At 51.3% G+C, this 25,985-nt stretch carries 22 protein-coding genes; 16 read left to right on the top strand and 6 right to left on the bottom strand.

What is annotated here, in order from left to right; genetic code table 11:
- Positions 1-58 precede the first annotated feature (58 nt).
- The 11 genes from ftsH (at position 59) to ltrA (ending at position 13,327) form a co-directional block, all read left to right on the top strand.
- On the top strand, positions 59-2,095 hold the full coding sequence (gene ftsH / locus V5G20_RS00455) for an ATP-dependent zinc metalloprotease FtsH (protein ID WP_122958773.1): 2,037 nt from the start codon (positions 59-61) through the stop codon (positions 2,093-2,095).
- A gap of 213 nt (positions 2,096-2,308) precedes the next feature.
- The gene (locus tag V5G20_RS00450; RefSeq protein ID WP_227278056.1) at positions 2,309-3,073 is read left to right on the top strand and encodes a hypothetical protein; all 765 of its coding nucleotides are present in this window, start codon (positions 2,309-2,311) and stop codon (positions 3,071-3,073) included.
- A gap of 81 nt (positions 3,074-3,154) precedes the next feature.
- A complete protein-coding gene (locus V5G20_RS00445; protein ID WP_024983360.1) occupies positions 3,155-3,484 on the top strand; it encodes a hypothetical protein in 330 nt (109 codons plus the stop codon).
- 211 nt (positions 3,485-3,695) lie between these two features.
- Entirely contained in the window at positions 3,696-5,429 is a 1,734-nt protein-coding gene (locus tag V5G20_RS00440) for an ABC transporter substrate-binding protein (RefSeq protein ID WP_039070460.1), read from the top strand.
- 54 nt (positions 5,430-5,483) lie between these two features.
- Entirely contained in the window at positions 5,484-6,440 is a 957-nt protein-coding gene (locus tag V5G20_RS00435; RefSeq protein ID WP_003390261.1) for an ABC transporter permease, read from the top strand.
- Positions 6,441-6,452: 12 nt separating this feature from the next.
- Complete coding sequence (opp4C, locus tag V5G20_RS00430) at positions 6,453-7,379, top strand: oligopeptide ABC transporter permease (protein ID WP_024983357.1); 927 nt, start codon at positions 6,453-6,455, stop codon at positions 7,377-7,379.
- Positions 7,380-7,390: 11 nt separating this feature from the next.
- Entirely contained in the window at positions 7,391-8,377 is a 987-nt protein-coding gene (locus V5G20_RS00425) for an ABC transporter ATP-binding protein (RefSeq protein ID WP_003390263.1), read from the top strand.
- On the top strand, positions 8,370-9,335 hold the full coding sequence (locus tag V5G20_RS00420) for an ABC transporter ATP-binding protein (RefSeq protein ID WP_122958771.1): 966 nt from the start codon (positions 8,370-8,372) through the stop codon (positions 9,333-9,335). Before V5G20_RS00425 ends, V5G20_RS00420 begins: the two co-directional genes overlap by 8 nt.
- Positions 9,336-9,522: 187 nt before the next feature.
- Positions 9,523-10,353, top strand: a complete 831-nt coding sequence (locus V5G20_RS00415) for an HAD family hydrolase (protein ID WP_122958778.1) — start codon at positions 9,523-9,525, stop codon at positions 10,351-10,353.
- A gap of 96 nt (positions 10,354-10,449) precedes the next feature.
- Entirely contained in the window at positions 10,450-11,394 is a 945-nt protein-coding gene (gene nadA, locus V5G20_RS00410; RefSeq protein WP_003390269.1) for a quinolinate synthase NadA, read from the top strand.
- A gap of 634 nt (positions 11,395-12,028) precedes the next feature.
- Positions 12,029-13,327: a group II intron reverse transcriptase/maturase gene (gene ltrA, locus V5G20_RS00405; protein ID WP_024985477.1), complete on the top strand. Its 1,299-nt coding sequence runs from the start codon at positions 12,029-12,031 to the stop codon at positions 13,325-13,327.
- A gap of 161 nt (positions 13,328-13,488) precedes the next feature.
- Here ltrA and V5G20_RS00400 read toward each other — a convergent pair whose 3' ends face one another.
- Together V5G20_RS00400 and V5G20_RS00395 are read right to left on the bottom strand one after the other, a co-directional pair.
- Positions 13,489-14,787 (bottom strand): FtsW/RodA/SpoVE family cell cycle protein, encoded by a 1,299-nt coding sequence (locus V5G20_RS00400; protein WP_122958264.1) that lies wholly within the window; start codon positions 14,785-14,787, stop codon positions 13,489-13,491.
- The gene (locus V5G20_RS00395) at positions 14,784-15,119 is read right to left on the bottom strand and encodes a PadR family transcriptional regulator (protein ID WP_003390271.1); all 336 of its coding nucleotides are present in this window, start codon (positions 15,117-15,119) and stop codon (positions 14,784-14,786) included. The genes V5G20_RS00400 and V5G20_RS00395 overlap by 4 nt, the downstream gene beginning before the upstream one ends.
- 893 nt (positions 15,120-16,012) lie before the next feature.
- On the opposite strand from V5G20_RS00395, the gene V5G20_RS00390 reads away from it, so the two are divergent.
- Complete coding sequence (locus V5G20_RS00390; RefSeq protein ID WP_024984729.1) at positions 16,013-18,199, top strand: acyltransferase family protein; 2,187 nt, start codon at positions 16,013-16,015, stop codon at positions 18,197-18,199.
- Positions 18,200-18,263: 64 nt separating this feature from the next.
- On the opposite strand, the gene V5G20_RS00385 is transcribed toward V5G20_RS00390, so the two are convergent.
- A complete protein-coding gene (locus V5G20_RS00385) occupies positions 18,264-18,755 on the bottom strand; it encodes a PCYCGC motif-containing (lipo)protein (protein WP_003390273.1) in 492 nt (163 codons plus the stop codon).
- A gap of 172 nt (positions 18,756-18,927) precedes the next feature.
- Between V5G20_RS00385 and V5G20_RS00380 the strand changes: the two genes are divergently transcribed.
- A complete protein-coding gene (locus V5G20_RS00380; RefSeq protein WP_251238161.1) occupies positions 18,928-20,040 on the top strand; it encodes a metal ABC transporter substrate-binding protein in 1,113 nt (370 codons plus the stop codon).
- 81 nt (positions 20,041-20,121) lie between these two features.
- On the opposite strand, the gene V5G20_RS00375 is transcribed toward V5G20_RS00380, so the two are convergent.
- The 3 genes from V5G20_RS00375 to V5G20_RS00365 all read right to left on the bottom strand — a co-directional run bounded on the left by V5G20_RS00375 (position 20,122) and on the right by V5G20_RS00365 (position 23,151).
- Positions 20,122-21,111, bottom strand: coding sequence for a WG repeat-containing protein (locus tag V5G20_RS00375; RefSeq protein WP_024984727.1), 990 nt, complete (start codon positions 21,109-21,111; stop codon positions 20,122-20,124).
- A gap of 404 nt (positions 21,112-21,515) precedes the next feature.
- Positions 21,516-22,700, bottom strand: a complete 1,185-nt coding sequence (locus V5G20_RS00370) for an MFS transporter (RefSeq protein ID WP_122958266.1) — start codon at positions 22,698-22,700, stop codon at positions 21,516-21,518.
- Positions 22,701-22,848: 148 nt separating this feature from the next.
- A complete protein-coding gene (locus V5G20_RS00365) occupies positions 22,849-23,151 on the bottom strand; it encodes an ArsR/SmtB family transcription factor (RefSeq protein ID WP_003390278.1) in 303 nt (100 codons plus the stop codon).
- 278 nt (positions 23,152-23,429) lie between these two features.
- Here V5G20_RS00365 and V5G20_RS00360 point away from each other — a divergent pair, with 278 nt between their 5' ends.
- From V5G20_RS00360 to V5G20_RS00350, 3 genes are read left to right on the top strand one after another with little or no spacing between them, the layout of a single operon-like run.
- Entirely contained in the window at positions 23,430-24,197 is a 768-nt protein-coding gene (locus tag V5G20_RS00360) for a metal ABC transporter ATP-binding protein (RefSeq protein ID WP_003390280.1), read from the top strand.
- 31 nt (positions 24,198-24,228) lie between these two features.
- The gene (locus V5G20_RS00355; RefSeq protein WP_003390281.1) at positions 24,229-25,068 is read left to right on the top strand and encodes a metal ABC transporter permease; all 840 of its coding nucleotides are present in this window, start codon (positions 24,229-24,231) and stop codon (positions 25,066-25,068) included.
- Positions 25,069-25,099: 31 nt separating this feature from the next.
- Entirely contained in the window at positions 25,100-25,531 is a 432-nt protein-coding gene (locus V5G20_RS00350; RefSeq protein WP_024984725.1) for a Fur family transcriptional regulator, read from the top strand.
- The last annotated feature ends 454 nt before the right edge of the window (positions 25,532-25,985 follow it).

Raw genomic sequence — 25,985 nt, 5'->3', positions numbered from 1 at the left:
AGAACTGACTCCATATGGTAAAATGTGAAAAGTGTCTGTTCGTGAGAGGAGGTAAGGAATGAATCGCTTTTTTCGTAATACCGGGTTCTACCTACTAATCTTTCTTGTCACGGTCGGGATCGTGAATTTTATCCTCTCCGGTTCTGATAAGGTTGGGAAACTTACATATCAGGAATTCCGGGTACAGCTGTTAACCGATAACGTCTCCGAGCTTACGCTTCGTCCTGAGGGAGGAACGTATCGGGTAGACGGTATCCTGAAAGCAGCGAATCCGGGACAGGAAACCAAGTTTGTAACAAATGTACCGCTTTACGATTCGGATATCATCAAGCTGGTTAACGCGAAGATCGATGAGCAAAAAGTGAAAAGGGTTGAGGTCGCTCCGCAGGAAGGCAACAGCATCTGGCTGACGTTCCTGACATCGATCATTCCTTTCATCATCATCTTTATCCTGTTCTTCTTCCTGTTAAACCAGGCTCAGGGCGGCGGCAGCCGAGTGATGAACTTCGGGAAGAGCCGTGCGAAGCTATACAACGAAGAGAAAAAGCGCGTTACATTCAACGATGTTGCAGGAGCAGACGAAGAAAAGGCGGAGCTGGAGGAAGTGGTCGAGTTCCTCAAAGACCCGCGCAAGTTTGACGCAGTTGGCGCGCGCATTCCAAAAGGCGTGCTGCTCGTGGGTCCTCCTGGTACCGGTAAAACCTTGCTTGCCCGTGCTGTTGCCGGTGAAGCGGGTGTGCCGTTCTTCAGCATCTCCGGTTCTGACTTTGTAGAGATGTTCGTCGGGGTGGGTGCGTCCCGCGTGCGTGATTTGTTTGAAAACGCAAAGAAAAACGCGCCTTGCATTATCTTTATCGACGAGATTGACGCAGTCGGTCGTCAGCGTGGAGCAGGTCTTGGCGGCGGCCATGACGAGCGCGAGCAAACGCTGAACCAATTGCTTGTTGAAATGGACGGCTTCGGCGGCAACGAAGGCATTATCATCGTCGCTGCGACGAACCGCCCGGACATTCTGGACCCTGCGCTGCTGCGTCCAGGACGTTTTGACCGTCAAATTACGGTAGACCGCCCGGACATCAAGGGCCGCGAAGCTGTACTGAAGGTCCATGCCCGCAACAAACCGCTTGGCGAAGACGTGAAGCTGGATGTCATCGCACGCGGCACGTCGGGCTTCACCGGTGCCGATCTGGAGAACCTGCTGAATGAGGCAGCTCTTCTGACAGCACGGAAAAACAAGAAGCAAATCAACATGGCTGAAGTCGATGAAGCCATCGACCGCGTCATCGCCGGTCCGGCGAAAAAATCCCGCGTAGTGAGCGAAGACGAAAGACGTCTCGTGGCTTACCACGAAGCGGGCCATACGATTATCGGATACTACCTCAGAAATGCAGAAATGGTACATAAGGTAACCATCATTCCGCGCGGCCAAGCTGGTGGATACACAGTGATGCTGCCGAAAGAAGACCGTTTCTTTGCAACGAAGACCGACTTGCTCGACAAGATTACCGGTCTCTTGGGTGGACGCGTTGCAGAAGAGCTGGTGCTGGGCGATATCAGTACCGGCGCTCACAACGACTTCCAGCGTGCAACGGCGATTGCGCGCAGCATGATTACGGAATACGGGATGAGCCGACTGGGGCCAATGCAATTTGGCCGCAATCAGGGTCAAGTATTCCTGGGCCGCGATATTGGCCACGAGCGAAACTACTCCGAACAGATCGCTTACGAAATCGACCAGGAGATGCAAAGCATTATCAATGAGTGCTACGACAAGTGTAAAGAGCTGCTCACGAAGCACCGTGATCAGCTGGAGCTTGTAGCTACCACACTGCTAGAAGTCGAGACGCTTGACGCTGATCAAATCAAGCAGTTGATCGAGCACGGAAAGCTGGATCCGCATCCACTCGAAAACAAAGACGTGGTTGTGAATATCCAGCCAAAGAAAGACGAGCCGACCATCAGCGAAGCGACGGAAGCCAAAAAGGAAACCGTTGAAAACGCGGAAAGCACGACGGAAGGCAACACTGACAACAAAGCGGAAAACACTGCGGAGACGCCGAACAGTGGGTCCGAACAGGACGAGAAGAAACAATAAAATGATTATAGGTTGATCAAGTCGAGTTTGAATACGGTGATCGCTTCTGGGTGCTACCAAGGAGAGATCACCGTATTTTATTTGGAATTAGCGTATAAAAGTGAGGCAGTCAAAATTAATACCAGTAAAAATAACGAATAGTTAGTATAGTTTGACAAATAAATCTCAATATTTTATTATTGTATATAAATACAATTTATAGGAGGTATTAGGGTGAGAAAGATTATTAGCAGTGTTATCTCAGCGATCCTCTTAACATCTCTGGTCAGTGGAGTTGTAGCGAAAGAATCAAAAACTTCATATGAAGTGACTTTTCAAGCGGAAGAAATTAATGATTTGAGTACATTGTTTATAAGGGCGAAAAATAATATCACAGATTATAAAAGTACTCCAAGTGCTGAGGCTAAGTTGCAAACTGATGGGGGTGTTGAGAAAAATTTGAAAGTTTATCATACGACACAACGTTTAAAAACCGAAAGAAATATTGCTACAAGTGAACAGAAAGAGAGCTACGTAACTTATTACTTCTATGGTATTCCTAAAGAAGTACTGGATAATAAATCAATATCCATTTTAGGGTCAACTTCTGATGAAGATTGGGATTCAAGTTATTCGGTCAAAGCATATTCTACATACTACTGGGATAAGTACAAATCTACTAACGGCGATGGATTTAAGAAATTGACCAAAGTAACTGGTGGCTGGACGATTAGTGATAATAAAGTGTCGATAACAAGCAGAGAAGTGAGATACGGCGCTTCAGGAGGAGCTTTGCGTGATGATGGAACACACGGAGGGTCTGTGATCCAAGATAGTGGACCTTTATACCCATCATCAAATTCTTTCTCATACGATGCCCCCAAAAACTGGAAGCCAGTTTCTGATTGGGCTAGTACAATTGGCGTCAACACAAAGGCAACGCTAAAATTGGGAACTGAAACTTGGACGTTAAAACTGGATAATTATAAGACCAATTAGCTCTGAAAAAGTAAAGCGAACACCAATATTGTCATAAAATTGGTGTTCGTTTTCTAATTGGGTTATTAAGGGGGGGCTTACTTGATTAAATCTTTATCAATCGGGATTGTTCTTGTCTTGTTATTTTTCGGGTACGCTCTTTATCAGGGAGATCTGATTGGTGTATGGATAAGGTTATCAGGTTATGCTGGCTTTGGATTGATCGTACTTGCACTTCTTATGCTGGGATCAACATTAGGAGTAGACAGGATTAATTTGGCGACACCAGATGTGAAAAGGGATTTTGTAGTGGATGATAACAACGAGGCAATGAGAAAAGAAAGAAAACTGGAGCAACGATGGGCACTCTATGTTTTATTGGCAGGGCTTCCGTCATTCGTGACGTGGATCATTCTTTATTATGGGAGGTGATTCTTCTTCCAGTCCCTATTTCCCGGCTGTCTATACGTGTAGTGTAAAGAAGATGATACTGTTTTTACCAAAGAGCCGTTTTCTATTTGTGCCTGGAATGAAAACGGCTTTTTTAATCCTCATAAAACCTACTTTACACATCGGAATTATATGTATATAATCATTTCCAGATGTTGCTTTTTTAACATGACGTTTTGAGGAGGATGTACGAATGAAAAAAGGATTGATTAGCGCGTTGCTGCTGATCCTGGTCGGAGCTGTATCCGTCTCCGGCTGCTCCACCCAGGAAAGCGCAAGCGACAATCAGACGCCTGCTGCACCGCAAGAGACGAGAACGGTCCAGAGCATTCCGGATTCGTTCTTTCCTGCGACGGATAAATCTAAATCGCCGGAAGCGGCAAAAAAGCGGACGGATACGGTTGTGGCTACGCTTACGGAGCCGGGCGGAGTATTTAACCCGTACTTTTACAAAAACGGCTACGACGGAAACGTGAGCGCGGCCATTTTTGCGCCGCTGGTGAGCGTCGACAAAAACGGCAAACCCATTCCCCGCCTGGCGGAAAATTGGGACATCTCGGACGATCAGCTAACCTACACCTTCCACCTGCGGCCAAACCTCAAATTCAGCGACGGCTCGCCACTGACAGCGGAAGACGTCGCCTTTACCCTGACGATTCTCCACGACAAGGCGTACGACGGAGACGAAGACATCTTTGAAACGCAGATCAAAGGCGGTCAGGCTTACAAAGAGGGCAAGGCAGATACCGTCGAGGGGATCAAAGTCATCGACCCGCAAACGATCCAAATCACGACGGAGAAAGTGAATGCCCGTTCGCTTCTCATCCTCGGCGGACCGGTGCTATCCAAAGCTTACTATGGCAAAGGCTATAAACCGGGCAACCTGGAGTATCTGCGGACGCTGCACGGAAAGCCGCTTGGAGCAGGCCCGTATAAGCTGGAGAAATACATCACCGGCCAAGAGGTCCGCTATCTGGCCAACGAACACTACTACGCTGGCAAGCCGGCGGTTGAGCACTTCATCTACAAGACGACAGAAGGAGATGCCCTGCAGTTTTTCCAGACAGGGGAGACTGATTACAACTCCTTTACAGCCAACGAGGACAATCTGGAGCTGCTGAAGAGCTTGGGCTACGCAAACATCAACGTGTACACGTCGACAGCTTACAGCTACATCAAATTCAACCACAGCAAGCCGTACTTCAAGGACAAGCGGGTGAGACAAGCGCTGATATACGGTCTGGATCGGCAAAAAATTGTCGACACGGCTTACCAAGGCTACGGCCAAGTAGCCAATGTCCCGGTCTCGCCTGTCTCCTGGGCCTATACAGAGGAGGTCAATTCGTATCACTACGATCTGGAAAAAGCGAAAGCGCTGCTGGATGAAGCAGGCTGGAAGGTCGGGGCGGACGGCATCCGCGAGAAGGACGGCCAAAAGCTGAAGCTGTACTACTTGACGACCAAAGGACCGCTGAGCGATGTGCTCATCCCGATCGCAAAAGAAAACTACAAGGAACTGGGCGTACAACTGGAAGCGGAGCTGATGGACTACAATGCATTGCTGGCCCGCACAGCAAAAGGGGACCATGACCTCGCCTCCTTCTCCACGACGATGCTGACCGATCCGTCCGACGGCGTGATTCAATTTGGGTCGAACCGTTCAAGCAGCTTTACCGGCACGAACGGATACTCCAATCCAAAGGTAGACGAATTGCTGGAAAAGGGGATCAGCACGCTCGATATTGAAAAGCGGAAAGAAATTTACAAAGAGCTGTACAACGAGCTGAGCGACGATCCGCCGTACATTTTCCTCACCTATCGGAAGCTGCTGACCGCCCACAACGCGAGAGTGTCCGGATTTGATCCGAACGGATATACCGGCATTTCCGGCAATTTGCCCGATCTGAAGATTGAACCGATTCAATAGATCGAACGAAGATGCTCAGCCTCCGGGCTGGGCATATTCCTTGGGAGGCACAAGATGAAAGCCTATATCATCCGCAGACTGCTGTACATGGTCCTGACTCTGTTTGGGGCATCCGTTTTGATTTTTGGCCTGTACGCCCTGACACCGGGTGATTTTGTCGATAACAATCCGAAGCTGACTGACGAGCGAAAAGCGGAGCTAAAACAGATGTACGGTCTGGATAAACCGGTCGTGGAGCGCTATTTCGTCTGGCTCGGCAATGCCGTCCGGGGCGATTTTGGATATTCCCTTCAGTATCAGCAGCCGGTCACCTCGCTGCTCAGTCAGTACATCTGGAATTCCTTTTTGATTGCGTCCGCCTCTACCTTGTTTACTTGGCTGATCGCGATTGTGATCGGGGTCATCTCGGCGACCAGACAGTACTCATTCTTTGACTCAGCAGTGACGATCGGGGCATTTGCCGCGATGTCGTTTCCCTCGTTCTTCGCCGGGCTGTTGATCATCAAGTTTTTTGCGGTGGACCTTGGCTGGTTCCCGCCCGGGGGGATGATCACGACCGGCAGCAATGCGACCGGACTTGCATACGTGTGGGAGGTTATCGACCATATGTTTTTGCCGGTGCTTGTGCTCACAATGCTCGGGGTCGGCTCCCTGACCCGCTATTTTCGTACAAACATGCTGGAAATCATCCGGCAGGATTTCATTCGCACAGCAAGGGCCAAAGGCTTGAAGGAAAAAACAGTCGTCTACAAGCACGCCCTGCGAAACGCTTTGCTTCCCGCGATCACCCTGCTTGGCTTTGAGCTTCCGGCCTTGTTTGGAGGCGCGATCATCACGGAGAAGATTTTCAACTGGCCAGGGGTTGGGCAGCTGTATATGCAGGCGTTCAGCCTGCGCGACTACCCGCTGTTGATGGGATTTACGATGTTTTTGGCCATTTTGACCGTCGTCAGCAATCTGCTTGCCGACCTTTTGTACGGCGTGGCTGATCCGCGAGTGAGATTGAAATAGGAGGAGTCGACATTGTCATCCATCGTCACGGAGACAGCGGGACTGGCAGGCACGCGGACCGGTGCCCGGCGGTCTTCGCTCTGGAGAGATACGTTTGCCAAGCTGAAAAAGAACAAGGTCGCCATGTGCGGACTGGTGTTTCTGGTCATTATGTTTTTGTTCTGCTTCATCGGGCCGTTTTTTTCGCCCTACGCATCCGGAAAGGTCAATACGGTGATGATCAACAAGCCCCCCAGCATGGCTCATTGGCTGGGTACGGACAACCTGGGGCGGGACATATTGACCCGGCTGATGCAGGCCGGCCGCATCTCGCTGACGGTGGGACTGGCCGCCATGCTGCTGTCTGTCTTTATCGGCTCGGTTCTGGGAGTAGTAGCTGGCTATTACAGAGGGGTTGTCGATCAAATCGTGATGCGCTTTGCAGACATTCTGATGACGATTCCGGGACTTCCGCTGCTGTTTATTATCGGGGCGATCCTGTCCGAGTGGAAGGTGCCCACAGATTACCGGATCTACATCGTCATGCTGATGCTCAGCCTGATCGGCTGGCCGGAGCTGGCGAGACTGGTGCGAAGCCAGATTTTGAGTCTGCGCGAGCGGGAGTTCATGCAGGCCACCGAGTCTCTGGGGCTGCGCGATCACCGCAAGCTGTTTTTTCACCTGTTGCCCAATACAATCCCGATCCTGATCGTGGTAGCTACGCTGCGGGTCGGGGGAGCGATTCTGAGCGAGTCTGTACTCAGCTACCTGGGCCTGGGGGTCGTTCCCCCGACGCCGACGTGGGGCAATATGATCGATGCCGCGAATACGCTGATCGATTTTCAGAAACGGCCGTGGCTCTGGATTCCACCCGGCTTTGCCATATTTGCCACCGTAATTTCGATCAATCTGCTCGGTGACGGCCTCCGTGATGCGCTTGATCCGAAAATGAAGAGGTAGGAGAGACGGTTATGACAAACGCTTTGCTTACAATCGATCATCTGCAGACCCATTTTTTCACCCCGTCGGGAGTCGTCAAAGCGGTAAACGACATCAGTCTTCGCGTACGGGAGGGCGAGACGGTCTGCATCGTCGGGGAATCGGGCTGCGGTAAAAGCGTAACGGCCATGTCCGTGCTGGGGCTTGTAGCGGAGCCGCAAGGAAAAGTGGTTGGGGGAGACATCCGGTTCGATGGCGTAGACCTGCTGCAGCTCAGCCCACTGGAGAAGCAGCAGCTGCGCGGCAATGACATCGCGATGATTTTCCAGGAGCCGATGTCTTCGCTCAATCCGGTCTTGACCATAGGCGAACAGATCATGGAGCCTCTGTGGGAGCATCTTCTTCTCTCCAAAAAGGAAGCCAGGGCGAAAGCGATTGAACTGATTTCGCTGGTAGGCATCCCCCGTCCCGAGGAGATCATGAACGCGTACCCGCATCAGCTAAGCGGAGGCATGCTGCAGCGGATCATGATCGCCATCGCGATCAGCTGCAATCCGAGACTGCTGATCGCCGATGAACCGACGACAGCTCTGGATGTGACGATTCAGGCGCAAATTCTCGATCTTTTGCGCGAGATCAAGGAAACGTACAACACGGCGATATTGCTCATCACCCATGATCTGGGCGTCGTTGCCGAAATGGCCGACTATGTGGTCGTCATGTACGCGGGCAAGGTGATTGAAGAAGGGCCTGTCCTGGAGCTTTTCAGCAATCCCCGGCACCCGTATACCCGCGGGCTTTTGCAAGCAAAGCCGGTGATCGGCCAGCGGAAAAAACGGCTGAACTCCATCCCGGGCCAAGTACCGAATCTGATTGGTCTGGCTGATTCCTGCTACTTCCATGACCGCTGCGAGAGCTGCATGTCGGTTTGCCGACTGAAGCAGCCGGAATTGAAGCAAATCGACGACGGGCACAGGGTGGCGTGCTGGTTATACGAGGAGGAGAGCGGGCTTGCGTGAGGCATTGGTGGAAGTCAAGCAGTTGAAAAAGTACTACCCGATTACCGGGGGCATTTTTGGCAGGACCATTGGTCACGTCAAGGCAGTCGATGACGTCAGCTTTGCCATCCGGAAGGGAGAAGCCTTCGGTCTGGTCGGCGAGTCCGGGAGCGGCAAAAGCACGACGGGACGCACGATTTTGCGCCTTACCGATAAAACGGCGGGCGAGGTCAAGTACAAGGGAGTGGATTTGCATGCAGTAAGCAAGCAAGAGCTTCGTCGGCTTCGGCCCAGCATGCAGTTCATTTTTCAAGACCCGTACAGCTCGCTCAATCCCCGGCTTCGGGTAGGGGATGCGATCGGAGAAGCCCTCATGGACCACGGGCTGGCCGACAAGTCGGAGATACGGGAAAGGGTGCAGGAGGTGCTCTCTCTCTGCGGGTTGGCTCCGTATCACATCGACCGGTTTCCGCATGAATTCTCCGGCGGTCAGCGGCAGCGGATCGGTATTGCCCGCTCGATTATCCTGCAGCCGGAGTTTATTGTGGCCGATGAGCCTGTTTCTGCGCTGGATGTCTCCATACAGGCGCAAATCATCAATTTGTTTAGCGACCTGCAGGAGAAAAAAGAGCTTACGTACCTGTTCATCTCGCATGATTTGAGTGTGGTGGAGCACCTCTGCACCCGCATCGGCGTGATGTATTTGGGCTCTCTGGTGGAAATTGCGCCGCGGGATGAACTGTTTGCCCGTCCCTTGCACCCGTATACGCGGGCGCTGTTGTCGGCGGTGCCTATCCCCGATCCGCGGCTCAAGCGGGAGAGGATCGTTCTGCGCGGAGACATTCCGAGTCCGGCGAATCCGCCGAAGGGCTGCAAATTCCATACGAGATGCCCGCTCGCGACTGACCGATGCAAGGAGGAAGTACCCGTTTTACGATTGGCGGACAGCGATCATCAGGTAGCTTGCCATCTCGTATAGCGGACTTTCGATTATGCAGGCGGAATGTCTGGCCCCGTATTGAATAACCTGGGCGAATAGGGTACATTGAAGGTGGAAGAATTCATAGTGATTTGGAAATAAAGTGCAGGATGTGGCGCCTGCGCTTTTCTTTTCATCAAAGGAGGAGATCGCCTTGTTTTCTAGGCTCCGTCTGGCAGCTTTTGATATGGATGGGACCCTGCTGAATGAACAGTCACAGATGACAGAGGCAACGAAGGAAGCCTGTAGGCTGCTGCAAGCCAGCGGCTGCAAGCTGGTGTTGTCGACCGGCCGCACCTATGCATCCGCGCAGCTGCCGATCGGCGGATTCGCGTTTGACGGATATGTATGCAGCAACGGCGCGACAGTTCTGGAGGCGGACGGAACATTGGTTCAGCATGCTGCTTTGCCGCTGGAAATGATCCAACAGGCTGTGCATACACTAAGGCAGGAACCAATCTACTATGAGCTGCACGACACCGAAAGCAATCGCTGGATGGTTCAGGAAGACAGGGAACGGATAGAAACATTGATTGAAGAAGATGCTTCGGTCGAAGGAGTGTCGCTGCGCCGCTTTTCCTTTTACGAGTGGTCACGGGTCGTTCCCTTGGCAGAAATGATGCAGCGGATCGCCACCGGCGAGTCGAAGATCGTCAAGCTGTTCGTCTGGCACCCCGTCCCGGAAGCGCTCGTGCCTGTCCGGGAACAGCTTGAGCGTTGGAGTGATCAGGCTGACATCACATCTTCAGGGAAGCACAATGTGGAGGTGATCCCGAAAGGCGTCTCCAAATGGGAGGGGCTCACTTATTTTTGTCGGAAATGGGGAATTGCGCCCGAACAAGTCATGGCGTTTGGCGATGCGGAAAATGACCGGGAAGCATTGTCCAACGTAGGGTTTCCTGTCGTCATGGAAAACGCCAGTCCGGCGATAAAAGAGCTGGCCCGTTTTATCGCTCCGCATCACGACGAGGACGGAGTGGCGCGCTTTATTCGCGAGCGCGTGCTGGCGGATGGGTAAATACAGCAGTCTCCCCAGCGGATATGCATTGACAAGCAAGTGGGTTGGGATTACAATGGCCCTAAATTATGACACCTACGTAGGGGGATAATATTCATGGAAGCCTTGGCGTTAGAAAAAAAGGCCCAGCGAAACGCTGAGTTGCGCGAACGGCTGATGCAATTGAAAAAAGAACGCAATGCCATCATTCTGGCCCATTTTTATCAGCGGCCGGAGATTCAGGAAGTGGCTGACTATATTGGAGATTCGTTCGGTTTGGCGCAAAAAGCCAAGGAAACCGACGCGGACGTCATCCTGTTTTGCGGCGTACACTTTATGGGGGAAAGTGCAAAAATTCTCAATCCCCAAAAGACCGTCATCATCCCGGATGAACGCGCCGGCTGTCCGATGGCCGACATGGTCAACGTGGAAGGCTTGCGCAAGCTGAAGGCGCAGCATCCGAATGCAAAGGTGGTTGCGTACATCAACACGTCCGCCGATGTGAAAGCGGAAACATACATTTGCTGTACGTCCTCCAACGCGAAACGGGTCATCGAGTCGATCGATTCCGACGAGATCATCTGGGTCCCGGATAAAAACCTGGGTCACTACGTTTCCCAGTTTACCGACAAGAAGATGATCATCTGGGAAGGGTACTGCAATACGCATGACCAGCTTTCCGTCCAGGACATCATGTCGCTGAAAGCGCAGCATCCAAATGCGCTCGTCGTCGTCCACCCCGAGTGCCGTCCGGAAGTAGTGGCGCTGGCCGATTACGTCGGTTCTACGACAGGCATTCTCAAATACTGCCGTGAATCCTCCCATAAAGAGTTCATCATCGGTACGGAAGACGGCACCCGCTACATGCTGGAGAAGGACAGCCCGGACAAGACGTTTATCTTTGCTTCCAAGTATCTGGTCTGCCCGAACATGAAGGTCAACAACCTGAAAAAATGCGTGGAAGCGCTGGAGAACATGAAGCCGGAGATTTACGTGCCGGAGGATATCGCGGACAAAGCACGTGCTTCCCTGGAGCGCATGCTGGCCGTGGCGCCAGCGTAATGCTGGAGCGGCCTGTTTTTCAGGAATCTGGTGAGAACGTGAGAAACAAGTAAAAACCCGAGATACAAGCAAAAACCTGCACCTCTTTTGTCAAAAAGGGGCAGGTTTTTATTGTGAAGCGTGCCCAGCAAGCCGTTAATTGCTAGTTGGTGAAAGTCCAACCGAGGCAGGAGCCAAGTCACCTCGTAGCTGACAGGCAACTGGTGGAGAAATCCTAAGGTTGAAGCCCTGTGACAAAGTAACTCGAAAGAGTGCGAGCAAATCAGCAGGCCGTAACATAAAGTGAATCCTGCAGCCTCGTTAAGAAAGACCACCGAGAGGTGGACAAAGGGAAGCCGAGCTTGTTTCATATGGGCGAAGGCCAAGGACGGTGTGGAGAACTTGGAATACAGCACCTATGAATCCCTCGGGGTATGGGGAGCGGTATGTTGAGAAAGTAGTTAACGGAACTGGGGAGACCCTACTCTGCACGCCCCGTCAGGAGCGTAAAACGGAAACCTATAACCGTAAGGGAAGTGGTGGATGGCAGAGAGGGAGTCGGAGGGGTTCATAGTACCGATGAACATAAGGACAACACAACCTTATGGAGGGAAGGAGCCCTGCTTTGTTCACGGGTCGAAGGAGGTAAGAGTGAGTGAATGCAAGTAAACTTGCTAACTACACCGATGTAAAAGCTCGACAACTTTGGACAACCCTATATCTTTGTGCCAAGGCAAACTCAAAACGGCGATTTCATGCCTTGTATGACAAAATCTACCGCCCGGATATTCTAGCGACAGCTTGGAGGAGAGTAAAAGCAAATAAAGGGAGCGGAGGAATCGACGGACAATCCATCGCACAGATTGTGGAGGAGTATGGGGAGAGCCGTTTTCTTAACGAGATCTATCTAGATTTAAAAGAAAAGCGGTATCGTCCACATCCGGTTCGTCGAACTTACATCCCTAAACCGGATGGCAAGAAACGTCCACTCGGCATCCCGACGATCAAGGATCGGGTGGTCCAAATGGCTACTAAGCTAGTCATTGAACCGATCTTTGAAGCTGATTTTCGGGACTGTTCTTATGGCTTTCGGCCAGGAAGAAATGCTCACCAGGCAATTGCACAGATACGCAAAGCAAGCAAGAGGTGTTATTGGGTCGTAGATGTTGACATTAAAGGGTATTTCGACAACATCAACCATGAGAAGTTGATGAAACTGGTCGAAATGAGAATCAGCGACAGACGTGTTCTGAAACTTATCCGACAATGGCTGCAGGCTGGGGTCATGGAAAATGATCAATTCCATGAAACAGAACTGGGAACTCCGCAAGGAGGGGTAATCTCGCCTCTTCTTTCAAACATCTATCTAAACTACATGGACACCATTTGGGAAAATCAATTCTCCCATCTTGGCACACTTATCCGCTATGCGGATGACTTCGTTATCATGTGCAGAACCAAACAAGAAGCATTGGAAAGCATTCAAGTGCTGATGGCTATTCTAAACAAGCTGGAGCTTAGTCTCAGTAAAGAGAAATCTAGACTCGTTAATATTTGGGACAATTCCACTGGGTTTGACTTTCTTGGGCTGCACCATCGCAAATTCCCCGTGTTCAACAAAGGGGGGAGCAAGGTATTTGCTATGTCTCATGTACCAGCTAAGAAAGCAATGAAGGAAATGAGACGTAAAATTAAGGAATACACTGCACCAAGGAACAAACTGTTTCTGTCTCTAGAAGAGCTAGTGAAAGGGCTAAATCGCAAGCTAAGGGGGTTCAAGAACTACTACTTCATCTCGCCCATCGCCAAACGATGGGCAAGACGGATAGACTGGTATGTGATTGAACGCCTTACAATCTTCTGCAACAAGAAAAGAAGCAAGCGGAATAAACATGCCGGAAAGCTGAAGGTCATACAAAACACGCAGGGTAGTTTATTGAAATTAGCCGGATAAAGTAAGCCGAATGCCAAAGAAAGAAGAACATCGGAAAGCCGTATGAGGGAAAACCTCACGTACGGTTTGATGAGGGGGAGCTGAAATGAGCAAGGCGACCATACGGTCGCCCGAAAGTTTCAGTTCTCTACTCTACAGCCAAAGTATTCACTGTAAAAGCTTTAAGAGGAGAGCGGCTGTCTCACGTCCTTTTGGCGGTAAATTCCAAGGACCAGACCCAGTATTGCCATGTGACTGATGAAGGTAAGACCGCCGTAGCTGATGAGCGGTATGGGTGCGGAAAAAAATGGGACCCACCCGATTGCCATCAAAATCCCCCAAAAATACTCGGTAAAAAACATGGCCGCAAGTCCACACATAAGCAGTGCTCCGTAACGGTCGTTCGTTTGCTTGGCGGCTCGAAACAGTCGCATCAGCAAGAGCATGCCGATCAAGAGGACGCCGACCCCTGCAGCCAGCCCGAACGCGTACACCAGATAAACAAAAATGAAATCGGACCCCAGTGCTGCGGTATAACCCAACCCCTCCAGCTTGGTACCGAAACCATGTCCCCACAAGCCTGCGGATCTGATTGCCTCCAGGGACCGAATCAGCATATATCCTCTCCCCATAGGTTCTTCATACGGGTTGACCCAGTACAACAAGCGGTCTAGCTGATAGCGTTCCATCGTCAGAAGGAGTAATGCCACGGCTCCAATCAAGAGTGTGCCTAGGCTGATGCAAGCTTGACGCCTACTCGCCGGCGAGCGGAAAAGCAGAACGAAAAAACCGACGGAAAAAAGGATCCCGGCAAACAAGTCAGGTGCCTTGACATAAAACAGCAAAGGAACAAAATACAGCCCCAATACCAGCCACAGAGAGAGCTTCCTTTGCCAGTTCCAGTCTGAAAATATTCCCGCGAGCGAGATGATCAGCAAAAACGGACTCAGTCTGACAATATCGATGGGTATGCCGATATCCAAGTACGGTTTTCCTGACATGGTCTTTCCTTGTGTAAACGCAAAAAAAACTGCGAGGAGAGTACCCATATACATGAGCAGGCCGTAAGCTTTCATTTTGCTGTAATTGGCGTAAAGCAGGGCGACAAACGCAGCAATTCCAAAGCAGATAAAGACGAGCTGTCTCTTCAGGAACTTGATATCTTCGGGATTGCCCGCAATAAGTGAGAGCAGAACGAGGAGTCCGATCCCAATCAATGCCGCCACCATCCCGACGACACTCCATTCCATCCGGGGCTTGTGTGCTTCATGCAGATGTTTTCCCACCGCGAACGGATCTCCCATTTCCGCCAGGGCTCGTTCGACAGCCTCGGCTTCCGTGCTGCCGGACTCCATCAAATCCTCCACCTTATCGGCGATGTGGCTCTCCAGCTCCAGCGTTACGGCTGGATGCACGTCCTTGCAGCGAATCTGAGAGCAGACCTGCCGTATGTATGCCTGAATCTTGTCGTTTGGCGTCATGCCCGTCCCTCCCCAAGTACCTGATCAACAGCGGTGCGGAACGCGACCCACTCCTGTTTCTTTTCCTGCAGCCGTGCTTTTCCTTCTCTGGTGATCCGATAGTATTTCCGCTTCCGCTCGCCTTCGCCATCGCTCCAGTACGATTCGACAAGTCCCTCCGATTCCAGCGTGTGGAGGATAGGGTACAGGGTTCCTTCCTTCAAGGAAAGGATGCCGTTTGAGCTCTTTTCCATTTCTTTGCTCATCTCGTAGCCGTACATCGCTTTTCGTTCGAGAAGGGTCAGAATGAGGATGACCGTGCTGCCCTTCATCAGCTCCTTGTTGATTTTCATGATAGCCTCCTTTTGCATTGGAATTCGATACATCGAATATCTATGTATAATCATACAAGAAGCCAGCCGCATTCGTAAAGGGGGAATGGCAAGAATCGGTCGAAACGTTTTTGGTTCCTTTTCGTCAAACTTTATGTTGGATAGTCTCCATTCAGTCGCCTGAACAAAAAACAGCAGCCCCAGATGGCCGCTGTCTGAAATCGCACCTGCTCTGCCGGGATGACGGTCATTCCCCTGTCGGGAGTCGCAAGGCGAAATCCCCTGGACAAACTGTCAGAACATCGATCCGTTTGCCATCATATCTCCGGGTATTCCTTCGTATTGGATGTAAAAAATCGGAATGTGCGCTTCTTGTGCTTTTTCGATCAAGGTTTGAATCACCGCAAAGGTTTCTTCGGTCTTGTAAGTTCCCCAAAGTGGTCCAACCTGCAATTCAATGAGGAGCAACGTGATTGCTGATCCGTCATGGGCAATATCCCCTTTTTATCTCCAGTGGACAGAGAGTTACTTCCATTTTATCAAACGCTTTGCAATCAACATACCGTATAGCTGTCGAAGTATGTTTTCGAGCTTTTACGTGGGGTTTAACATTTTTGTCGATTCTTTTTATCTTGCGGAAAAAAATAACTTTTTTCTTTTTAACGATTTGTAAATACATTTGCGATTGTACTTCTTATAATGGGAACGTACATAGGAAAGCTCTTCATATGAGGGACGGAAGGAGCGTTTGTCTTCGTGTGAAAACAATGTCGTTTTTTGGTGAAATCGCCTCAATCGAGGATTTTCCTTTCATATATACAAGTACACTAGAGGGGAAGGCAGACTGATCATGACAAGAGGGCAGCAAGAGTCAATTACAGCAAGAGCAGCAACACGCAGAGGGGGTGGACGAGATGCCTAAGCCGATCAAGGCAAACGGCCGCTACATGGCTGGCTTGGATGGGCTTAGAGCTTTGGCAGTGCTGGCCGTTATCGCTTACCACCTTCATCTGGATTGGACACCCGGAGGACTGCTGGGGGTCGGTGTATTTTTCGTTTTGTCCGGATATTTGATTACGGACATTCTCATCGCCGAGTGGAAACGAAGCGGCAGGCTCCATTTGGGCGATTTCTTGCTGAGGAGGGCGCGCAGGCTCCTGCCGGCGATGCTTGTCATGATGGCAGCGGTAGTTGGATGGCTTGCCATTAAGGATCCCTCCCGACTTTTGGCGATGAAAGAAGAAATCGGATCGGCGCTGCTCTATGTCAGCAACTGGTGGCTGATCTTTCATGAGGTTTCGTACTTCGAGAGCTTCGGTCCGCCTTCTCCGCTGGGCCATTTTTGGTCATTGGCTGTAGAGGAACAGTTTTACCTCATCTGGCCGCTGGTGCTCGTACTTGGGCTTAGCCTCCTGAGAAAACGGGGAAAGCTGCTCGGACTGACGCTGGCGGGAGCCGCCGCTTCAGCACTGGCGATGGGGCTGCTTTATGAGCCGGGGGCTGATCCGAGCCGGGTGTATTACGGGACTGACACCAGAGTTTTCGGTTTGCTCATCGGGGCTGCGCTCGCGATGGTATGGCCGAGCAGGAAGCTTTCCCACAACGTCTCGGCTGGCGTACGGTTGGCCCTCGATCTGGTCGGGGGAGCAGGTCTTTTGGTCGTCATTTCGATGATCTTCCATATAAATGAGTATGACGAGTTTCTCTATCAAGGCGGATTGGTCGTACTTTCTCTGGCAACGGCTGTCGTAGTAGCTGTGCTTGCCCACCCCGCCTCTTTGCTTGGCAAGCTGATGGGCGCAAAGCCTCTGCGGTGGTTTGGCGTTCGCTCGTACGGCATCTACCTGTGGCATTATCCCGTCATTGTGCTGACCAGCCCAGAGGTAAATACAGGGGGAGTGAACGTCCCGCTGGCATTTGTTCAGGTAACGGCAAGCGTCCTGCTCGCTGCCCTGTCGTGGAGATTCATTGAAGAACCGATTCGCCACGGCGGGTTGGGACGGTTGTGGAAACGCATCAAAGGACGGTCGGGGAGGAGCAGACGCGTCGCATGGATTGCTTCGATTGGGGCCTTGCTCGTGATCAGCCTTTCCTTTGCCGGGATGACGCATCTGTTCCCGATAGCTACCGCGAGTTCGTCTACTCCTGACAAGGTTTATGGCAAAACGGAAGCAGATCCAGCGTCCCTTGATCAAGCGCATGGGTCTGGAGCTGCTGCGGGAGCACAAACGCCCGGCGATGGAAAGGGACCCCAAACCCCAGGCAGTGCAGACAGTGCTGCTGCTGATAAAAGCGGACATGCAACAAAGCCGGCAGGCAATCAGGCAGTGAATGGAAAGCAAACCAATCAGCCCGGCAGTGGAGAAAGCGCGAAGGATACGGTGGCGGCCGGAAAGAACGGCGCCAAGGACGGCAAGCAATCTCCTGCTGGTGGAAAGAATGCGTCAAAGGAGAAGCAGACCCCTTCAGCAGCAGACAAATCTCCGAATGCTGATGCCGCAACGGGCGACAAGCAATCAGCGGGCAACAGCCAAGGCACGAGCACAGACCAACCCGACGGTTCGGCTGCGGAACAGCAGAAGGGCCAGGAGGGAAAAGCGGAAACACCTGTCATCGGGAACGGCCATGGCATTACCGTCATTGGGGATTCCGTAATTCTCGACGCGGAGCCTTACTTAAAAGAGATGCTGCCGGGAATCGTCATCGACGGAAAGGTTGGCCGACAGATGTCCCAAGCGCTGGAAGTGGCCAACCGCCTCCATGCGGAAGGGAAACTGGGCAAAACCGTGGTGCTGGAGCTTGGTTCAAACGGTGCTTTCACGAAGAAGCAGATGGATTCACTCTTGCACACACTCGGCAAAAACCGGCAGATCGTCCTGATCAACACCCGTGTCCCTCGTCCATGGGAGAGTACGGTCAACGAAGCACTGAAAGAGAGGGCCGACAGCTCTCCGCAAATTTCGCTGATCAACTGGCATGAGGCCAGCGCCAACCACGATGAGTATTTTGTAAAAGACGGCGTTCATCTCACCACCGAAGGAGCCAAGGTTTACGCATCGCTTTTGGCAAATGGCATCAAGAACCTCGGCGAAGAAAACTAGCGGAAAACAAGAACCCCTTCCTGCGCTTGGAAGGGGTTTTGTCATATGCTCCTGCAACCGAATCTTACGACGGCATGGGAGTCGGAGTCGGCTTTCCATAGCCGTCTTTATACGTATCGTCGATAAACGTGCGGATTTCTTTATCGGTTTTTCCATCCAGTTTCATCTTGGCAGAGACGACGGCGATTTCCATACATACGCCGCAGCGGGTGCCATGATCGTCCCAGACGATGGAGCCGTCTTCTTTTTCCTCTTTAATAAAGCAGTTTCCATTGTGCTGGTGGCCGGCACTTTCACCGCAGCCGCAGTAGCAAGGAATCACCTTGAGAAGCTCGCGATTGGCTGCAGCGACTTTATAGGCTGCGACGATTTGCGGGTCTTGGTTGTCCAAAAAGCTGGGCAGTTGATCCACCGAAGCGGTCATCTCCTGCAGGTCTCCATTTGGGGCGTGCTGCTGATGCGCTGCATGATCGCCCTGGGCTTTGTCTTGAGAGGCACAGCCGGAGACAAGGGCTGCAGCCAAAAGACCAATTACAAAGAAATGTTTCCGTTTCATCCTGGACAGACCTCCTTACCGGTATCATATCATAATGCGATGAAGAAATTGTGAAGAAACCGGCGCAAATCGGAATAAATCCTATTTACTTTATGGGCAGCTGCCCGTATAATAAAAAACGGTTGAGATACAAATCGGAATGATTATGAATTGGAAGAGGAGTGGAAGAAGGATGAAAAAAACGATGCTGGCTACGCTGACGATTGTGACCGCATTGGCTATGGCTGGCTGCGGCACAGCAAATACTGCCAATACGTCTCCGCAAACGGATGAGGGAACATCCAAAATAAAAGTATATACGACGCTTTACCCGCTGGAGTATGCGGCCAAGCGGATCGCTGGCGAATATGCCGACGTGGCGAATATCGTACCAGCCGGAGTGGAGCCTCATGATTTTGAGCCGACTGCCAAGGATATGGTCGCTCTGAGCAGTGCCGACCTGTTCATTTACAACGGGAGCGGGTTTGAGGCATGGGTGGACAACGCGGTAAAAGGCATGGACAAAAACAAGACGACAGTGGTCAATACAACGGAGGGACTTTCCCTGCTGGAAGCTGCGGGGGGACATGACCATGATCACGGACACGAGGGCGAGGCAGCCGAAGCAGGACATGACGACCACAAGGAAGGCTCCGGGGCTCAAGGACATGGAGAACACAAGGAAGGTTCCGAAGCCCAGGGTCACGAAGAACACAAGCAGGATGCGGCTGCTGCCACTGGCTCTACCGAGGAGCATGCCCATGAGCACGAGCATGATCACGGCGGTACCGATCCCCACGTGTGGCTCGATCCGACCATGCTGAAAGCACAGGCGGAAAAAATCAAGTCAGCTCTGGTTGAAAAGGACAAGGCGCATGCTGAAGCCTACGAGAAGAACTACCAGCAGCTGGCCGCCGACCTGGATCAGCTGGACAAAGACTTTGCGGATATGGTAAGCAAATCCTCCAAAAAAGAGTTTATGGTCGCCCACAGCGCCTTTGCCTATCTGGCCAAGCGTTACGGACTGGAGCAGGTAGCAATCTCAGGGATTGATCCAGCCGACGAGCCGTCGCCGTCAGAGATGAAGGAGCTGGTCGAGCATGTGAAGGAACACAACATTTCGTATGTCCTGTTTGAGACCCTGGCGTCGCCGAAGGTAGCCGAGGTCATCGCCAAAGAAGCAGGCGTCCAAACGGGAACGCTTAATCCTCTGGAAGGCTTGACGGAGGAAGAAGCGAAGGCGGGGAAAGACTATCTCTCTATTATGAAAGACAACCTCGAAATGCTGCGTGCGGCATTGAAATAGGAAACAGGAACGGAAGCTGTCCTTGGCGATCCATAGAGCCAAAGGGGCAGCTTCCTTTTTTCTATCTTTTATATCCGGATTTTACTGTTGCGGGGGCCAGACAACTCCACCGCTTTGATCGATATAGCCCCATGCTGTACCCGTTTGCACGTTAGCCAGGCCATGATGAAAGTCGTAAGCAAAATCAAATTGAGCCGGAATGACGATTTCTCCGCGTGCGTTGATAAACCCCCACTTTTCGTTAAGCTTTACTGCGGCAAGCCCCTCGGAAAAGGAACCCACCTCCGCAAATTGCGGGGCAATGGCTGTCTTTCCCGTCTTGTCGACAAATCCCCACCCTTGCCCTGTCTTGACCTCGGCCAATCCTTCGGAAAAAGCATGGGCCAATTCGTACGCGGGGGCTATTTTCATCGTACCCTGTCGATCGATAAATCCCCATTTGCCGTCGAGCTTCACCGCTGCGAATCCCTCTTGAAAAGAATGTGCACTCTGGAAGGTGGGCGGGATGACTGCCTTTCCGCTTTTGTCCAAAAAGCCGTATAGATTCCCTGTTTTTATAAAAGCCAAGCCTTCGGAGTAATCCCCCAGTTCTTGTACATTCGGAAACGGGATCTCGAAAGCCGGTTCTCCAGATCGGTTGATAAAGCGGAAGGAGTCGTGATCATGGACAGCAGCCAGCCCCTCGTGAAAGCTTCCGGCGAATTTAAATTGCGGTGTGATGACGACTTTGCCGGTCCGATCAATATAACCCCATCCTTCTCCGTTCGGGACCCGTACCGCAGCCAGCCCTTCCGAAAAATCCTGTGCATCGGGAAATTGAAAATCGATTCGAACGCTTCCTTGTTTATCGATGTACCCCAGCTTCCGATCGTCATTTTCTACAATGGCGAGACCCTCTGAAAAGGCAAAACCTTGGAGAAATGACGGCTCGATAACGACCTGTCTGCTCCGGTTGATATATCCTGCATGGTCCCTTTGTCTAATGGGGAAAAGCGCGTCGTCTTCGCTTGAGGGCTTGCCCTGTTTGACTTGCCCGGCAGGAGTTGAATGCGGGGGTGCATGATCTGGCATTTCCGTTTGCGGCTTTGGGGGAGAGCATCCAACCAATATGACCAGCAGTAGCATTCCAAGAGTATATAGGCGAAATATACTCACAGCGAAATCTCACCCCATGTATTTTCGAAATTTTACGTTTTGTTTTACGGATGGTTATTGTCGCCAAAACACCTGTTTTATATAACAAACAAAGGGGAGTTCATTTTTACGATAATCACCTTTGTTCGATAATAATCCCTCAATTCTGGTATTTATCCCTGTATTTACAATTAGTATGACGGTAATTACACCGGTTTGTTTCGCAAAAGAGAGATAAATAATCCTCAAAATTTCCTGATTCACGAAGGATGGGCTTGTAGAGCTGCCAAGCACAAAAAAACCGGAATCGGTTCGGCCCTCCTGATTCCGGTTGTATTCGTTTATTCGTTTGCTTGAGCCATCTGCTTTCCTTCACTCATCCGCAGCCTCAACAGAAACGCTGCAAGGATCGCCAGGACCACTCCGATCATGCCGAACCATGTAACCGATGACAACGACACTTGATCGATAATGATGCCTCCCATTCCTGCACCAGCCGCCATGGACAATTGCATCATGGATTGGTTAAGGCCCAGCATGATTCCCGAATAGTTTGGTTCAATCCGAACCAGATTAAATTGCTGCGTAGGACCGGTAGACCAGGCCGCAAACGACCACAAAACCAGTAAGCCAGCAACAAGAAGCCACGAATGGGGCAAGGAAACGGAAACGGATAGCAAGATGAGGGCTGCTGCGTGCAGGAGCATGCCCCCGGTCAGCGTCGGGAACACGCCCCACTTGTCCGTGCTGAACCCGCCGAATTTGGATCCGGCCAAGCTGGCGATTCCGAACGCCAATAAAGCTGCGCTCAGCATGTCTTCCTTCAAGCCGGCGACATCGAGAAGATAAGGCGAGATATAGGTATAGGCGATGGAGTATCCGCCCAACCAGAAGAAGGTAATGGCAAGCCCTAGCGCTACTTTTCCGTTTTTCAAAAAAGCAAGCTGCCTGGACAAGGGAACGGGATCGTCTCCTTTGACTCGAGGCAATACTGTGTAGAGAACAAACATCGCCAGCAAGCCTGCCAGTGCCAGGAAGCCGAACACAGACCGCCATCCGAACGCGGCCGCTGCAACTCGTCCAAGAGGAACCCCGATAATCAACGAAGCAGTAAATCCCATAACCACTGTGGCAAGGGCACTTGCTTGTTTGCCCGGGGCGGCAATTTTAGCGGCAATATCCAAGGCGGTGACAACCACCATTCCCGCGCCTAAAGCCATGATGACACGGGCTGCAACAAAAAGCTCGAACCCAGGCAGGACAAAAGACAAAACATTCCCTAACACGAAGATGCCCATTGCAGAAACCAGCAGCTTTTGCCTTTCCCATTTTGCCGTCAAAGCCATGAGTAGCGGCGTGCAGACAGCATAAACAAATGAAAAGATCGTCACAAGCTGCCCAGTCAAAGTGACGGAGATACCCAGGGTCTCCGAAATCTTATCCAAGATGCCTGAAATGACATACTCGGATGTGCCGACTAAAAAACTGACTAATGCCAAAAAGTAAACCTTCCACGTACTGGTCAATGAGATCACAACTCCTTTGTCGATTTTAGATCGATAAATTGAAAAATGTAGATACAAAAGACAAAACTATATGATAATACATATCGCGATATGTCGATTTGACAAACAAAACAAAAACCGAATACATTTTCGGCATTCAGTTATAGAATTAGAGCTCACTATTGAAAAAAGCAGCGAATTCACGTATTTTCTCTTCATTCCTTTTATAGTACGTAAATTTGCCGATCCGTTCTGTTTTTATCAGACCGGCTCGTTGAAGTATGGACAAATACTGGGAAACCGTTGATTGAGTCATCTTCAGCTTCTCTGTGACCTGACTCACGCAAACCCCGATTTTTCTCATATCAATCCCTTCGTGGGGCACAAAATGTTTTTCCGGTTCCTTTAACCATTGCAAAATTTGCAACCTCGACTCGTTAGACAATGCTTTAAACACTTCGATTGGCTCCATAATCATCATTATATCGACGATTTCCGATATGTCAACACGAATCAGTTGACCGTTGATTCTGGCGGCTTCTAATGCCTGCTTGCCGTACTGTGTTTGGCGTTCGCTCTGCGACCCGCCGTCAGAACGTGCGGGTCTTTAAGAGCGGAGAGGATGTTCTGGGAGTTGACGGCGGAAAAGCGGAATGCCGCATTTGACTTCTTGAGATTTTTGCCGAATCGTAGTACGATGTAACGTAGTAAATCAGAATAAATCCGATTTAAAGGAAGAAGGATGGCGTCATGAAAGCGAAACATGAGGATGCCGTAGTCAAGCTGACGTCGGTATTCTTTCAATATGAAGAGAAAGTCGTGCTGGAAAACATAAACTTCTCTCTGGAACGCGGAGACTTCGTCGGCATTGTCGGACCGAACGGCTCGGGCAAATCGACGCTGATGAAGCTGCTGCTCGGACTGCTTCCGGCCACGAAGGGGACGGTGGAGCTGTTTGGGCAGCCTTTGTCCAAGTTCCGGGACTGGAGCAAGATCGGTTACGTGGCCCAGCAGGTCGCTCACGGGGCAGGCGGCTTTCCGGCTACCGTACGGGAGGTAGTTGCTTCCGGTCTGGTGGGAAAGGTCGGTTTGTTCCGCCGCCTGCAAGGCAAGCACCACCAAAAAGTCGAAGAAGTCGTCGAACGCGTCGGCTTGACAGAAAAGCTGGACCAGCGGATCGGCAACCTGTCCGGCGGGCAGCTTCAGCGGGTCTTTATCGCCCGGGCATTGGTGGCGGAGCCGGAGCTGTTGATCCTCGACGAGCCTACCGTCGGTGTGGATCAGGAGTCAATTGAACAGTTTTACGAGCTGCTACGCTCGCTGAAAGAAGAAAACGGCATGACGATGATGATCGTCAGCCACGATGTAGGCGTGATGACGCAGTGGGTCAACAAGGTAGCCTGCCTGCAGCGGAAGCTCCACTTCCACGGCTCCGCGCACGACTTTGCCCACAATCACGACAAGATTTTACAGCAGATGTACGGTGATTCGATCAAAATGCTCGCTCACCACCATTGAGTAGATTTGGAACGAAAGAAGGAGTAGAACCATGCTGGCTGACTGGTGGCAGTATGACTTTTTGCGGTATACCCTGTTTTCAGGGATACTGATTGGACTGATTTGTCCCATTCTCGGGACCTTTTTGATTGTGCGCCGCCTGTCGATGATGGCGGACGGCCTTTCGCATGTAACGCTCTCAGGTGTAGCGGCAGGCATGCTGATCTCAAAAAAGATTGCGCTGTTTCAGGCTGTTAATCCTCTGTTTTTCGGGATGCTGTTCTCGGTGATCGGCTCTCTGTTTATCGAGCGGCTGCGCAAGGTGTACAAATCGTATCAGGATTTGGCGATTCCGATCATCCTTTCGACCGGACTCGGGCTGTTTACTGTTCTGATCAGCATCGCCAAAGGCTTTAACACCGACCTGTATTCGTACTTGTTCGGTAAAATCGTGACGGTCAGCAAGGAAGATTTGTACGCCCTGATCGGCGTGGCGGCAGTCGTTCTCGGCACCGTTTTCCTCATTTACAAGGAGCTGTTTGCCGTATCGTTTGACGAGGAATTCGCCCGCGTCTCCGGAGTGGCACGCCGCTCGATCAACCTCTGGTTTATGGTTCTGGTGGCGCTGACGATTGCCGCCTCCATGCGGATCGTGGGCGTGCTGTTGATCTCCGCCCTGATTACGCTGCCGGTAGCAGCCAGTCTGCAGATTGCCGGAAGCTTCCGCCAAACGATTTTGTACGCGATTGTCTTCGCCGAAACATCCGTTTTGGCCGGACTCTATTTTGCCTATCTGCTAGATTGGGCATCTGGTGGTACAATTGTATTGGTAGCCGTAAGCATCTTGTTGATCGTGCTCGGTGTGAAGAAAATCAAAGCGGCTCTGCGATAGCATGTGACCAATGCGGGAAGGAGCAAGGATGATGAAGGTAGAAGAAGCGTTGCAGATATTGAAGGAAAAAGGATATAAATACACGGGTAAACGGGAAAAGCTGATCCGCATCTGCGCGGCAGAGAGACGGTACCTGTCAGCCAAGGATATCATGGAACGGATCAAGGACGACTACCCCAATCTCAGCTTTGACACCGTTTATCGCAACATCTCGACATTCGTCGATCTGGGCATTCTGGAGGAGACGGAGCTGGATGGGGAAGGAAAATACAGGCTCGCTTGTTCGGCAGACGGCCACCATCACCACCACGTCATCTGCACCGAATGCGGCAAGACCTCCTCACTCCCCGGTTGCCCGATGAACATCATGTCGTCGATCCCCGAGGACTTCCAGGTCACCGGCCACAAATTCGAAGTATACGGCACCTGCTCCGACTGTGCGTCCGTGCCGTCTCATTCATAAACTTTCTACAGACTCCCTTTCAGCCTTTGCAGCGATGACAAGTTCATCGAAGCAAAGGCTTTTTTATCTTTTGCTTTTAGGAAGACCGGGCGAAAACAATCGCTGTAGAGATGAAACAGGAGAAAAAGGCGAAGGTCTTTGGGACACCGGCCCAGGAGGAATGGAAAAAGGGGAACACGCTTTTCGCGTCCAACCTCTGAGACGCATCCTCGGGCAGGCTGCTTTTGGACGCGGTTCCCCTTTTGGAATGGAGCCGGACAGTATAAGCTTCCAAGCAAGTGTCCCACCGAACTGGAGCCTTTTTCTCCTGTTTCATCTCCGCCACCGCAGCCCGGACAACGCTGCCCAAAACCCGAAAGCCTCGTAAAGCTTGCTAAGACTCGCAAAGCTTCAGGCTTACAAAAGAGCTGCGCCAACTCATTTTGCTACCAAGACGTATTTGTTATAATGGGTG

The organism is Brevibacillus borstelensis (assembly GCF_036700025.1).
Taxonomy (GTDB): domain Bacteria; phylum Bacillota; class Bacilli; order Brevibacillales; family Brevibacillaceae; genus Brevibacillus; species Brevibacillus borstelensis.
The sequence above is the reverse complement of the archived record's forward strand: the minus strand, read 5'-3'. Positions and strand labels throughout refer to the sequence as shown.